Source organism: Chitinophaga sedimenti (assembly GCF_023156195.1).
In the GTDB taxonomy this organism is placed as follows: Bacteria; Bacteroidota; Bacteroidia; order Chitinophagales; family Chitinophagaceae; genus Chitinophaga; species Chitinophaga sedimenti.
The window spans coordinates 1,656,777-1,671,375 of sequence record NZ_JAKUKA010000001.1 but is presented as its reverse complement, the minus strand read 5'-3'; the positions used below and the strand labels follow the sequence as shown (position 1 = coordinate 1,671,375).

Genomic DNA, 14,599 nt, shown 5'->3' with positions numbered 1-14,599 from the left:
CAAACTCTGGTAGGTTTGCGCTTTGGACGTTTTGAAATTAAGATACCCTTTCAATATGAGTGAACGTAAAATAACCAGTTATCCGAAGGAAAAGATTAACATTTTACTCCTGGAGAACATTAGCGAGGCAGCAGCCAACGAGTTTAAGGATGCCGGCTATGCAAACGTAAAAAGATTGACAGGCGCGCTGAGTGAGGAAGAACTGGTGCGCGAGATCAAGGACGTACACCTGCTGGGCATCCGCTCGAAAACGCAGGTAACGCCGGCTGTACTTGCAGCGGCTAACAAATTACAGGGCATTGGTTGTTTCTGCATCGGTACCAACCAGGTAGACCTGAAAACTGCCACCAAGTCGGGGGTCGCGGTATTCAACGCACCTTACTCCAATACAAGATCCGTTGCCGAACTGGTGATCGGCCTTTCTATTATGTTGATCCGCCGCATCCCGGACAAAAATGCTGCCGCTCACGAAGGTATCTGGAAGAAAGAAGCCACCGGAAGCTTCGAGCTGCGTGGTAAAACCCTGGGAATCGTGGGCTATGGCAACATCGGCAGCCAGGTAAGCGTGCTCGCCGAAGGGATGGGCATGAACGTGATCTATTATGATGTAGAGACCAAGCTACCGCTGGGTAACGCTGTACAGGAACGTCAGCTGAAGGAACTCTTCGGTAAGTCAGATATTATTACCCTGCACGTGCCGTCTACACAGCGCACCGAAAACATGATCGATAAAGAGATCCTGCAATATGCCAAAAGGGCGCGATCTTCATCAACTACGCCCGCGGCGAAGTGGTGAACCTGGAAGACCTGAAAGATGCACTGGTGAGCGGACAACTATCCGGCGCCGCGATCGACGTATTCCCGGTTGAGCCTGAGAAAAACGGTGCAGCATTCAGCACGCCGCTGCAGAAACTGCCTAACGTTATCCTCACCCCGCACATTGGTGGCAGCACAGAAGAGGCGCAGTTTAATATCGGGTTGGACGTGAGCGCAAAAATGCTGAACTACCTGGAAAAAGGCGCAAGCTTTGGTTCACATACCATCCCGGCCATCAGCATTCCGGCAGTAGAAAATACGCATCGTATCCTTCATGTGCATGCGAACGTACCGGGTGTACTGTCCGCCATAAACACTGCTTTGTCCCAGAACAAAATCAATATCCTTGGCCAGTACCTGAAAACGAACGAAGCTATTGGTTACGTTGTTTTGGACGTAGATTCGGAACTGTCGCAGGAAGCGTTTGCACTGCTGAAGGAAGTGCCGCATACCATTAAAACGCGGTTGCTGTACTAGACTTTTTTTTAAAATAATAAGATGACGGGAGGAGTGCCATGGGCGCTCCTTTTGTCGTTATACTTGTAGCGAAACTGGAAGAGAGTTATAGCGAAACTGACTATTTCATGGGAGGAAGTCCGGAGTAGAATGAATAAATTTGAGAAACGTTTGTTAACCACATGAAAACGAGAAAAATCTACTATTGTACGGTAGCTGTCCGTAACGGGCAGCCCATCTTTGCAGCCGATCAGAACAAGCACGTGTTAATCCGGTACATGCAATCTTTATACGATCGCAAGCAGCTGCGTATTTACGGGTATGTCATAATGCCCGATCACTTCCATCTTTTAATAGAACAACTGAAGCCCGGTCCGGCATTGGATAGCTTACTGGCATCCGCGGGGCGGGCCCTGTATGCCTTGTTGCGATGCGAGCAACCGCTATTGCTGGATGAGGTGGTGCCATTAGAAAATGAGGATGGATGCATATGGGAATTACCGGCAAGGACCACGCAAGTAAACAGCATGCCCGAAATGTTACAATACCTGCAGCTGATGCACAACAATCCCTTGGCGGCACGCTGGCGGCTTTGCAGAACGGCCGCGGATTATGCCTATTCCTCCAGCTTTTATTACCAAAGCGGCAGAGATCAATTCACGATGCTCAGCCACTACCGCGATTGGGTGAAGTAATACATAGGAGCGGAGCGGATAAAAAGAGAGGCCGCCTTGTTGGCGACCTCTCCGTGAAAGAACCGTTGAAGATTTTGTTTTTGTTTACCAGGTTAGCGAATCACGGTTACTTCGCCTTTCAGTATAAATACTGGTCCGTTCTGAACCTTTTTATAACTCATCCACCAAACAAAAGTGGAGTTGTCTACTGGTTTGCCTTTAAAGGTGCCATCCCATCCCTTGTGGAGGTCTTTCGACATGAACACGATCTGACCCCAACGGTTGAAGATGCGCAATTCGTAGTCGTACATCGGGCCTCTCACTACCGGGCGGAAGATGTCATTTCGTCCGTCGCCGTTCGGAGAGAAGGCATTTGGAATATCAGGTTTGCTTTCACATTCCATGAAGTCAACCACGATTTCATCAGTGGTGCTGCCGCAATCGTTGTAAGCCGTTACCGTGTAGGTACCTGGTTCGGTTACATTGATGCTTGGACCTGTCTGGCCATTGCTCCAGCGTATGTGTGTGGCATCTTCGAGCAATTTCGGCTTGATGGTGTAAGTCAGGCCACGGCAGATCATGGTGTCGTTACCCAGGCTTACTTTCGGTGCACCGGCTACTCTTACCTTGATGCTGTCTGATTTCACATCGTAACAGTACTTGTCCATAATGCTCAGGATGTAGGTTCCGGCTCTGTCGATCGACTTGATCGGGCTGCGGTCACCATCGTTCCAGAGATAAGTGGCGGCATCGGCTGTACGGGCGTCGATCGTGAAGCGACCGTCAGGGCAGATGATCCTGTCTGGTCCAAGTTCGAATTTAACCGGCTGCCTCATTTTCACCATCACGGTATCTCTTACCACGCATTGGTCCCTGGTTACAGCTACCCAGTAGTTACCGGCTTTGCTCACTACAATGGAGTTGCCTGTTTCACCGGTAACCCATTGGATGCGGCTTGCATTAGAGCTTACAGACAGTACCACTGACTGACCCGGGCAGATAGTGGTATCTGATCGGAGGGTGATGTCTGGCGGAGGATTGACCGTTACGTTCACCGTATCAATGGTGATGCAACCGTTTTTCATCACACGTACCCAGAAGCGCTCCTGTGTACTTACATTGATGGATGGTGTGGTAGCGCCTGTGCTCCAGAGATAAGTGGCTCCGGTTACAGTGGCATTCAGTCTTACAGACTGGCCGCGACAGATAGTCGTATCCGGCAGATTAATGAGCGGCATCGGAATCAGGGCCACTTTGATCGTATCCCTGGCTACGCAGCTGCCGTTGGTCACCTGCACCCAGTAAGTACCTGCCTGTTGAACACTGATACGCTGAGTGGTCGCGCCTGTGCTCCAGAGGATCATGTTGTTATAGTTGTTGGCGCCCGCATCGAGGACTATACCGTTGCCACCGCAGATGCTGGTGTCTTTGCCGAGGTTTACAACCGGTGTCTGGATGTAATTCAGCTGGTAAGTCATGGTGTCGGAAGCACAACCTGTCACACCGTCTCTTACTATGAAGGATGCAGATGTTGCGCCGTTCAGGTTGAAGCGGTTGCTGGTCTGCGACAACGGTGTTCTTACGGCGTTGGAAGGAGTAACACCTACCAGGATGTAAGTCGGGTTGGTCACAGGACTTACTGTTTCAATGTTGAAGAACGGATCGTTCGAACAGTTGCGTGGCAGGCTCGGTTTCAGCTGTGGTTTCGGACACGGCATGATCGTGATTACCTGTACGCGCTCTTCGGCTCTGTTACCGCAGGCGTCTGTCACATTCCACCTTCTGGTGATGGTGTAACCGTTACAGATATCCGCTACGAACGGATCGGTTGTCATGATCGCGTTTTTCGGGAAGCTGGCGTCACAGTTGTCGGTGGCGCGCAGTACCTGTGCTGCCGGTATCGGTTGCTGGCAGGTCACGGTGACATTAGCCGGAGCTGCTGCGATTACTGGCCTTGTTGTATCCTGTATTGTGATTACCTGGCGCATGGTACTGTAGTTGCCGCATTCGTCCGTAGCGGTCCAGGTGCGGATCAACCGGTAGTTGCACGAGTTCGGAATATTTTCCCTTACCTGTGTCTGCGTCAGTTTCACTTTACTGTTTACGCTGCAGTTGTCGGTAGCAGTTACAACCGGGAGGGCAGGAACTGCCTCACAGTTCACCATGGTATCTCTTGGTGCAGCGATCGAGAATGTTGGCCTTGTCGTATCCTGAACAGTAATAATCTGTTGCATGATAGCGGTGTTACCACATTCGTCTTTTGCGGTCCACCTGCGGATCAACCTGTAGTTGTTGCTGCAGGTAGCACTGAGGAACTGTTTGGTCTGGCTGGTGGTGATCGTTACGCCATTCGGGTTACAGTTATCGGTGGCGGTAACTACAGGCCATGTTGGCACTTCGTTACAGTTCACCGTAGTATCCCTCATAATCGGAGAAGTAAACACCGGCCTTGTTGTATCCTGTACGGTTACGATCTGTTTCGCGACGGTCATGTTACCACACTGGTCGAGGGCGGTCCATGTACGGATCAGGCGGTAAGTGCCAGCGCATACAGCGTTGCTGATTTCTTCGCGCTGTTCGTTTTCACTACCGTTACGCGGTTGAGCGGCGAACAGTTGTCGGAAGCTGCCAGGTCAGGCTGTGTTGGTACTGCACCGCAATTCACTGTCACGTCTGCAGGTATCGGCGTGGTGAATACCGGTTTGGTGGTATCCTGTACGGTTACGATCTGCAGGGCAGTAGTAAAGTTACCACATTCGTCAGTAGCCGTCCAGGTACGTAACAAACGGTAGTTGTTGTCACATGCACCGGCGATGTCTACGCGCTGCTGGTTCATGGTAACTATTAAGTTCGCAGGCGCGCTACAGTTGTCGGTAGCGGTCAGCGTCGGCTGTACAGGGATGGCGTCACAGTTCACAGTAGTATCCCTTGGAATAGCCATCGTGAATCTTGGTTTCGTCATATCCTGAACAGTAATGGTTTGTGTTACGGTGGTGCTGTTGCCACATTCATCGGTGGCGGTCCAGGTGCGGATCAACTGGTAGTTGTTCGCACAAGCGCCAGGCTGGTCGATGCGTTGTTCAGCTTTCGTTACCGTTACACCACCGGGGCTGCAGATGTCTGTCGCAGACAGGTCGGGCTGAGCAGGAACAGCATCGCATTCCACGGTTACATTGGCAGGAGTGACGCTTGTAAATACCGGCCTTGTTGTGTCCTGTACGGTAATGGTTTGCGTTGCCACTGTTACATTACCACAGATGTCGGTGGCAGTCCAGGTGCGGATCAGCTGGTAGTTGTTGGCACAAGCGCCAGGCTGATTAACACGCTGCTCGTTCATGGTAACTGTTACCTTATCCGGGCTGCAGTTGTCGGTTGCGGTCAGTGTCGGCTGAGCAGGCACTGCATTACAATCCACTGTAACGTTGGCAGGAATGGCCACATTAAACACCGGTCTTGTTGTGTCGATCACTGTAATTGTCTGGGTGATCGTCGTGGTATTATTACATTCATCGATCGCGGTCCAGGTGCGTACGATCAGGTAGTTGTTTTCGCAACGGCCAGGGGATCGGTGTGATACGCTGGTCTTTCACAACAACTACGTTTCCGGCGCAGTTGTCGGTAGCGGTCAGATCTTCCTGTACAGGCACCTTATCGCAATCCACGGTCATGTTCGCCGGTGCCGGCATATTGAATGTTGGCCTGGTGGTATCCTGTACGGTGATGATCTGGCGTACAGAATCCATGTTGCCGCATTCGTCTGTTACGGTCCATATACGGATGATACGGTAGTTGTTCGCGCAGGCGCCAGCTATGTTTTCGCGGCGTTCGCTGGTTGTTACAACCAGGTTGGCCGGTGCGCTACAATTGTCGGTAGCAGTCAGCATTGGTTGTACAGGCAGCGTTGCGTCACAATTAACTGTGATGTCGGCCGGAGCGGCAGTGGAACACTGGACGGGTAGTATCCTGCACAGTGATGATCTGGCGTACGGAGTCAGTGTTGCCACATTCGTCAGTGGCGATCCAGGTGCGGATGATGCGATAGTTATTAGCGCATGCCCCGGCGATATCTTCACGACGCTGTGTGGCTACAACAGTCACGTTTGCAGGCACGCTACAATTGTCAGTAGCGGTCAGCGTCGGCTGAGTGGGCAGAACAGCATCACAATCGACAGTGATGTTAGCCGGAGCAGCAGTCGTGAACACCGGACGGGTAGTATCCTGTACCGTGATGATCTGGCGTACAGAGTCTGTGTTGCCACATTCGTCGGTCGCAGTCCATACACGGATGATGCGGTAGTTGTTCGCGCAGGCACCGGCAATATCCTCACGGCGTTGGGTCGCTACTACGGTAACGTTGGCAGGTGTGCTACAGTTATCCGTAGCGGTCAGCGTCGGTTGTGCTGGCAGCGGAACGTCACAGTTCATAGTAACGTCGGCCGGAGCAGCGGTAGTGAACACCGGACGGGTAGTGTCCTGTACGGTGATGATCTGGCGTACAGAGTCTGTGTTGCCACATTCGTCTGTCGCAGTCCATACACGGATGATGCGGTAGTTGTTTGCGCAGGCACCGGCGATGTCTTCACGGCGCTGTGTTGCTACTACGGTTACGTTGGCGGGCGCGCTACAGTTATCGGTAGCGGTCAGCGTTGGTTGTGCTGGCAGCGGAACGTCACAGTTCATAGTAACGTCAGCCGGAGCAGCAGTGGTAAACACAGGGCGGGTAGTATCCTGCACGGTGATGATCTGGCTCACTGAGTCCATATTACCACATTGGTCGGTGGCGATCCAGGTGCGGATGATCAGGTAGTTGTTTACACAAGCGCCAGCAATGTCCTCGCGACGCTGTGTGGCTACAACCGTTACGTTGGCAGGCGCGCTACAGTTATCGGTAGCGGTGAGCGTTGGCTGTGTTGGCAACGGAACGTCACAGTTCATAGTAACGTTGGCCGGGGCTGTAGTGGTGAACACCGGACGGGTAGTATCCTGAACGGTGATGATCTGGCGTACAGAATCTGTGTTACCACATTCGTCGGTCGCGATCCAGGTGCGGATGATACGGTAGTTGTTTACGCAAGCACCAGCGATGTCTTCACGACGCTGTGTTGCTACCACGGTTACGTTGGCAGGTGCGCTACAGTTATCCGTTGCGGTCAGCGTCGGTTGAGTCGGCAGTACTGCGTCACAGTCTACGGTGATATCAGCCGGAGCGGCGGTTGTGAACACCGGGCGGGTAGTGTCTTGTACGGTGATGATCTGGCTCACTGAGTCCGTATTACCACATTCGTCGGTGGCGATCCAGGTACGGATGATGCGGTAGTTATTAGCGCATGCACCGGCGATGTCTTCACGACGCTGTGTTGCAACAACAGTCACGTTTGCAGGCACGCTACAATTGTCAGTAGCGGTCAGCGTCGGCTGAGTGGGCAGAACAGCATCACAATCGACAGTGATGTTAGCCGGAGCAGCGGTAGTGAACACCGGACGGGTAGTATCCTGTACGGTGATGATCTGGCGTACTGAGTCGGTGTTGCCACATTCGTCGGTCGCAGTCCATACACGGATGATGCGGTAGTTGTTAGCGCATGCACCGGCGATGTCTTCGCGACGCTGCGTTGCTACAACTGTTACGTTGGCAGGTGCACTGCAGTTGTCGGTAGCGGTCAGCGTCGGTTGCGCTGGCAGCGGAACGTCACAGTTCATAGTAACGTTGGCCGGAGCAGCGGTAGTGAATACCGGACGGGTAGTGTCCTGTACGGTGATGATCTGCCGCACAGAGTCGGTGTTGCCACATTCGTCTGTCGCAGTCCATACGCGGATGATGCGGTAGTTGTTCGCGCAGGCACCGGCGATGTCTTCGCGGCGCTGTGTTGCTACAACTGTTACGTTAGCAGGCGCGCTACAATTGTCGGTAGCGGTCAACGTTGGTTGAGCTGGCAGGGGAACGTCACAATTCATAGTAACGTCAGCCGGAGCAGCAGTGGTAAACACAGGGCGGGTAGTATCCTGCACGGTGATGATCTGGCTCACGGAGTCCATATTACCACATTCGTCGGTGGCGATCCAGTGCGGATGATCAGGTAGTTATTGGCACATGCACCAGCAATGTCCTCGCGACGCTGTGTGGCTACAACCGTTACGTTGGCAGGTGCACTACAGTTATCTGTAGCGGTCAACGTCGGCTGAGCAGGCAGCACGGCATCACAATTGACAGTGATGTTTGCGGGAGCAGCGGTGGTAAAGGTCGGACGGGTAGTATCCTGCACGGTGATGATCTGGCGTACAGAGTCGGTGTTGCCACATTCGTCGGTCGCGATCCAGGTACGGATGATCAGGTAGTTGTTTACGCAAGCACCAGCGATGTCTTCACGACGCTGTGTTGCTACCACGGTTACGTTGACAGGTACGCTACAGTTATCGGTAGCGGTCAGCGTTGGTTGAGTTGGCAGTACTGCGTCACAGTCTACTGTGATATCAGCCGGAGCGGTGGTAGTGAACACCGGACGGGTAGTATCCTGTACCGTAATGATCTGGTACACTGAGTCCATATTACCACATTCATCTGTGGCGATCCAGGTGCGGATGATGCGGTAGTTATTAGCGCATGCACCGGAGATGTCTTCGCGACGTTGTGTTGCTACAACCGATACGTTAGCAGGTGCGCTACAGTTGTCGGTAGCGGTCAGCGTCGGCTGTGTTGGCAGCGGAACGTCACAGTTCATGGTAACGTTAGCTGGAGCAGCGGTAGTGAACACCGGACGGGTAGTGTCCTGTACCGTGATAATCTGGCGTACAGAGTCGGTATTGCCACATTCGTCTGTCGCAGTCCATACACGGATGATGCGGTAGTTATTAGCGCATGCACCGGCGATGTCTTCGCGGCGTTGTGTTGATACAACTGTTACGTTGGAAGGTGCGCTACAGTTGTCGGTAGCGGTCAGCGTCGGTTGTGCTGGCAGCGGAACGTCACAGTTCATAGTAACGTCGGCCGGAGCAGTGGTAGTGAACACCGGACGGGTAGTGTCCTGTACGGTGATGATCTGGCGTACAGAGTCTGTGTTGCCACATTCGTCTGTCGCAGTCCATACACGGATGATGCGGTAGTTGTTTGCGCATGCACCGGCGATGTCTTCGCGGCGCTGTGTTGCTACAACTGTTACGTTAGCAGGCGCGCTACAGTTGTCGGTTGCGGTCAGCGTTGGTTGAGCTGGCAGCGGAACGTCACAATTCATAGTAACGTCAGCCGGAGCAGCAGTGGTAAACACAGGGCGGGTAGTATCCTGCACGGTGATGACCTGGCTCACAGAGTCCATATTACCACATTCGTCGGTGGCGATCCAGGTGCGGATGATCAGGTAGTTATTGGCACATGCACCAGCAATATCCTCGCGACGCTGTGTGGCTACAACCGTTACGTTGGCAGGCGCGCTACAGTTATCGGTAGCTCAGCGTCGGTTGAGTCGGCAGTACTGCGTCACAGTCTACAGTGATATCAGCCGGAGCGGTGGTAGTGAACACCGGACGGGTAGTATCCTGAACGGTGATAATCTGGCGTACAGAATCTGTGTTACCACATTCGTCGGTCGCGATCCAGGTGCGGATGATACGGTAGTTGTTTACGCAAGCACCAGCGATGTCTTCACGACGCTGTGTTGCTACCACGGTTACGTTGGCTGGTGCGCTACAGTTATCGGTAGCGGTCAGCGTCGGTTGAGTCGGCAGTACTGCGTCACAATCTACTGTGATATCAGCCGGAGCGGTGGTAGTGAACACCGGACGGGTAGTATCCTGTACCGTAATGATCTGGTACACTGAGTCCATATTACCACATTCATCTGTGGCGATCCAGGTGCGGATGATGCGGTAGTTATTAGCGCATGCACCGGAGATGTCTTCGCGACGTTGTGTTGCTACAACCGATACGTTAGCAGGTGCGCTACAGTTGTCGGTAGCGGTCAGCGTCGGCTGTGCTGGCAGCGGAACGTCACAGTTCATGGTAACGTTAGCTGGAGCAGCGGTAGTGAACACCGGACGGGTAGTGTCCTGTACCGTGATAATCTGGCGTACAGAGTCGGTATTGCCACATTCGTCTGTCGCAGTCCATACGCGGATGATGCGGTAGTTGTTTGCGCATGCACCGGCGATGTCTTCACGGCGTTGTGTTGCTACAACGGTAACGTTGGCAGGCGCACTGCAGTTGTCGGTAGCGGTCAATGTTGGTTGTGCTGGCAGTGGAACGTCACAGTTCATAGTAACGTCGGCCGGAGCAGCGGTCGTGAACACCGGACCGGTAGTATCCTGCACGGTGATGATCTGGCGCACAGAGTCTGTGTTGCCACATTCGTCTGTCGCAGTCCATACGCGGATGATGCGGTAGTTGTTTGCGCAGGCACCGGCGATGTCTTCGCGGCGCTGTGTTGCTACTACGGTTACGTTGGCAGGCGCGCTACAGTTGTCGGTTGCGGTCAGTGTTGGTTGAGCTGGCAGCGGAACGTCACAGTTCATAGTAACGTCAGCCGGAGCAGCAGTGGTAAACACAGGGCGGGTAGTATCCTGCACGGTGATGACCTGGCTCACAGAGTCCATATTACCACATTCGTCGGTGGCGATCCAGGTGCGGATGATCAGGTAGTTGTTTACACAAGCACCAGCAATGTCCTCACGACGTTGTGTGGCTACAACCGTTACGTTGGCAGGTGCACTACAGTTATCTGTAGCGGTGAGCGTTGGCTGTGTTGGCAGCACAGCGTCACAATTCACGGTGATGTTTGCAGGCGCAGAAGTGGTAAAGGTCGGACGGGTAGTATCCTGCACGGTGATGATCTGGCGTACAGAGTCGGTGTTGCCACATTCGTCGGCCGCTATCCAGGTGCGGATGATACGGTAGTTGTTTACGCAAGCACCAGGTATATCCTCACGACGCTGAGTTGCTACCACGGTTACGTTGGCAGGTGCGCTACAGTTATCGGTAGCGGTCAGTGTTGGTTGAGCTGGCAGCGGAACGTCACAGTTCATGGTAACGTTAGCCGGAGCAGCTGTCGTAAACACCGGACGGGTAGTATCCTGAACGGTGATGATCTGGCGAACAGAGTCTGTGTTGCCACATTCGTCGGTCGCGATCCAGGTGCGGATGATGCGATAGTTATTAGCGCATGCACCGGCGATATCTTCGCGACGTTGTGTTGCAACAACAGTCACGTTTGCAGGCACGCTACAATTGTCAGTAGCGGTCAGCGTCGGCTGAGTGGGCAGAACAGCATCACAATCGACAGTGATGTTAGCCGGAGCAGCAGTCGTGAACACCGGACGGGTAGTATCCTGCACCGTGATGATCTGGCGCACAGAGTCGGTGTTGCCACATTCGTCGGTCGCAGTCCATACACGGATGATGCGGTAGTTATTAGCGCATGCACCGGCGATGTCTTCGCGACGCTGCGTTGCTACAACTGTTACGTTGGCAGGTGCACTGCAGTTGTCGGTAGCGGTCAGCGTCGGTTGCGCTGGCAGCGGAACGTCACAGTTCATAGTAACGTCGGCCGGAGCAGCGGTAGTGAATACCGGACGGGTAGTGTCCTGTACGGTGATGATCTGGCGTACAGAGTCTGTGTTGCCACATTCGTCTGTCGCAGTCCATACGCGGATGATACGGTAGTTGTTCGCGCATGCACCGGCAATGTCTTCGCGGCGCTGTGTTGCTAAAACTGTTACGTTAGCAGGCGCGCTACAGTTGTCGGTAGCGGTCAGCGTCGGTTGTGCAGGCAGCGGAACGTCACAGTTCATAGTAACGTCAGCCGGAGCAGCAGTGGTAAACACAGGGCGGGTAGTATCCTGCACGGTGATGACCTGGCTCACTGAGTCCATATTACCACATTCGTCGGTGGCGATCCAGGTGCGGATGATCAGGTAGTTGTTTACACAAGCACCAGCAATGTCCTCACGACGTTGTGTAGCTACAACCGTTACGTTGGCAGGCGCGCTACAGTTATCGGTAGCGGTGAGCGTTGGCTGTGTTGGCAACGGAACGTCACAGTTCATAGTAACGTTGGCCGGGGCTGTAGTGGTGAACACCGGACGGGTAGTATCCTGCACTGTGATGATCTGGCGAACAGAATCTGTGTTACCACATTCGTCGGTCGCGATCCAGGTACGGATGATCAGGTAATTGTTTACACAAGCACCGTGTATATCCTCACGACGCTGTGTTGCTACCACGGTTACGTTGGCAGGTGCGCTACAGTTATCCGTTGCGGTCAATGTTGGTTGCGCTGGCAGCGGAACGTCACAGTTCATGGTAACGTTAGCTGGAGCAGCTATCGTAAACACCGGACGGGTAGTATCCTGCACAGTGATGATCTGGCGTACGGAGTCAGTGTTGCCACATTCGTCAGTGGCGATCCAAGTGCGGATGATGCGATAGTTATTAGCGCATGCACCGGCGATATCTTCACGACGCTGTGTGGCTACAACAGTCACGTTTGCAGGCACGCTACAATTGTCAGTAGCGGTCAGCGTCGGCTGAGTGGGCAGAACAGCATCACAATCGACAGTGATGTTAACCGGAGCAGCAGTCGTGAACACCGGACGGGTAGTATCCTGCACGGTGATGATCTGGCGTACTGAGTCGGTGTTGCCACATTCGTCGGTCGCAGTCCATACACGAATGATGCGGTAGTTGTTAGCGCAGGCACCGGCGATGTCTTCGCGACGCTGCGTTGCTACAACTGTTACGTTGGCAGGTGCACTGCAGTTGTCGGTAGCGGTCAGCGTCGGTTGCGCTGGCAGCGGAACGTCACAGTTCATAGTAACGTTGGCCGGAGCAGCGGTAGTGAATACCGGACGGGTAGTGTCCTGTACGGTGATGATCTGCCGCACAGAGTCAATGTTGCCACATTCGTCGGTCGCAGTCCATACGCGGATGATACGGTAGTTGTTCGCGCAGGCACCGGCGATGTCTTCGCGGCGCTGTGTTGCTACAACTGTTACGTTAGCAGGCGCGCTACAATTGTCGGTAGCGGTCAACGTTGGTTGAGCTGGCAGGGGAACGTCACAATTCATAGTAACGTCAGCCGGAGCAGCAGTGGTAAACACAGGGCGGGTAGTATCCTGCACGGTGATGATCTGGCTCACGGAGTCCATATTACCACATTCGTCGGTGGCGATCCAGGTGCGGATGATCAGGTAGTTATTGGCACATGCACCAGCAATGTCCTCGCGACGCTGTGTGGCTACAACCGTTACGTTGGCAGGTGCACTACAGTTATCTGTAGCGGTCAACGTCGGCTGAGCAGGCAGCACGGCATCACAATTGACAGTGATGTTTGCGGGAGCAGCGGTGGTAAAGGTAGGACGGGTAGTATCCTGCACGGTGATGATCTGGCGTACAGAGTCGGTGTTGCCACATTCGTCGGTCGCGATCCAGGTGCGGATGATACGGTAGTTGTTTACGCAAGCACCAGCGATGTCTTCACGACGCTGTGTTGCTACCACGGTTAAGTTGGCTGGTGCGCTACAGTTATCGGTAGCGGTCAGTGTTGGTTGAGCTGGCAGCGGAACGTCACAGTTCATGGTAACGTTAGCCGGAGCGGCTGTCGTAAACACCGGACGGGTAGTATCCTGCACGGTGATGATCTGGCGTACGGAGTCAGTGTTGCCACATTCGTCGGTCGCGATCCAGGTGCGGATGATGCGATAGTTATTAGCGCATGCACCGACGATATCTTCACGACGCTGTGTTGCAACAACAGTCACGTTTGCAGGCACGCTACAATTGTCAGTAGCGGTCAGCGTCGGCTGAGTGGGCAGAACAGCATCACAATCAACAGTGATGTTAGCCGGAGCAGCGGTAGTGAACACCGGACGGGTAGTATCCTGTACGGTGATGATCTGGCGTACGGAGTCGGTGTTGCCACATTCGTCGGTCGCAGTCCATACACGGATGATGCGGTAGTTGTTAGCGCATGCACCGGCGATGTCTTCGCGACGCTGCGTTGCTACAACTGTTACGTTGGCAGGTGTGCTACAGTTATCCGTAGCGGTCAGCGTCGGTTGAGCTGGCAGCGGAACGTCACAGTTCATAGTAACGTCGGCAGGAGCAGCAGTGGTAAACACAGGACGGGTAGTATCCTGTACGGTGATGATCTGGCGTACAGAGTCGGTGTTGCCACATTCGTCTGTCGCAGTCCATACGCGGATGATGCGGTAGTTGTTCGCGCAGGCACCGGCGATGTCTTCGCGGCGCTGTGTTGCTACAACAGTGATATTCGCAGGCGCGCTACAGTTATCGGTAGCGGTCAGTGTAGGCTGTGCTGGCAGGGGAACGTCACAGTTCAGGGTAACGTCGGCTGGGGCAGCAGTGGTAAATACAGGAAGGGTAGTATCCTGAACAGTGATGATCTGGCGAACGGAATCAATATTACCACATTCGTCGGTTGCAGTCCACACACGCACTAAGCGGTAGGTGTTTGCACAACCACCGGCTACTTCTTCGCGGCGCTGGGTAGCCACCACGGTTATATTAGCCGGCGCGCTACAGTTGTCGGTTGCGGTCAGAACAGGCTGCGTTGGAATGGCGTCACAGTTTACAATGACGTTGGCCGGAGCAGCAGTGGTAAACACAGGTCGGGTAGTATCGATTACATGGAGACGCTGCACCACTG

8 protein-coding genes and 1 pseudogene are annotated in these 14,599 nt (G+C 53.8%); 3 read left to right on the top strand and 6 right to left on the bottom strand.

The features are described from left to right. Window positions 1-55 precede the first annotated feature (55 nt). The 3 genes and pseudogenes from serA to MKQ70_RS09440 form a co-directional block, all read left to right on the top strand. Window positions 56-885: pseudogene (gene serA / locus MKQ70_RS42100) on the top strand (phosphoglycerate dehydrogenase); the annotation flags it as partial. 111 nt (window positions 886-996) lie between these two features. Next, window positions 997-1,293, top strand: a complete 297-nt coding sequence (locus MKQ70_RS43235; RefSeq protein WP_443657917.1) for a Rossmann-fold NAD(P)-binding domain-containing protein — start codon at window positions 997-999, stop codon at window positions 1,291-1,293. Window positions 1,294-1,454: 161 nt separating this feature from the next. Then, entirely contained in the window at window positions 1,455-1,967 is a 513-nt protein-coding gene (locus tag MKQ70_RS09440; RefSeq protein ID WP_248070188.1) for a transposase, read from the top strand. A gap of 92 nt (window positions 1,968-2,059) precedes the next feature. Here the strand turns inward: MKQ70_RS09440 and MKQ70_RS09435 are convergent, their stop codons facing one another. From MKQ70_RS09435 to MKQ70_RS09410, 6 genes are all read right to left on the bottom strand, one after another. Next, entirely contained in the window at window positions 2,060-4,438 is a 2,379-nt protein-coding gene (locus MKQ70_RS09435) for a T9SS type B sorting domain-containing protein (protein WP_248070186.1), read from the bottom strand. A 35-nt stretch (window positions 4,439-4,473) separates the two neighbouring features. Next, on the bottom strand, window positions 4,474-5,415 hold the full coding sequence (locus MKQ70_RS09430) for an HYR-like domain-containing protein (RefSeq protein ID WP_248070185.1): 942 nt from the start codon (window positions 5,413-5,415) through the stop codon (window positions 4,474-4,476). A 37-nt stretch (window positions 5,416-5,452) separates the two neighbouring features. After that, window positions 5,453-5,830 (bottom strand): hypothetical protein, encoded by a 378-nt coding sequence (locus tag MKQ70_RS09425; protein WP_248070183.1) that lies wholly within the window; start codon window positions 5,828-5,830, stop codon window positions 5,453-5,455. 28 nt (window positions 5,831-5,858) lie between these two features. After that, window positions 5,859-7,973 carry an HYR-like domain-containing protein gene (locus tag MKQ70_RS09420; RefSeq protein WP_248070182.1) on the bottom strand — a complete coding sequence of 705 codons (2,115 nt, stop codon included), beginning with the start codon at window positions 7,971-7,973 and terminating at the stop codon, window positions 5,859-5,861. Then, window positions 7,970-9,247: an HYR-like domain-containing protein gene (locus MKQ70_RS09415; protein WP_248070180.1), complete on the bottom strand. Its 1,278-nt coding sequence runs from the start codon at window positions 9,245-9,247 to the stop codon at window positions 7,970-7,972. The genes MKQ70_RS09420 and MKQ70_RS09415 overlap by 4 nt, the downstream gene beginning before the upstream one ends. A 130-nt stretch (window positions 9,248-9,377) precedes the next feature. Beyond that, complete coding sequence (locus MKQ70_RS09410; protein WP_248070178.1) at window positions 9,378-14,597, bottom strand: HYR-like domain-containing protein; 5,220 nt, start codon at window positions 14,595-14,597, stop codon at window positions 9,378-9,380. Between the last annotated feature and the right edge of the window lie 2 nt (window positions 14,598-14,599).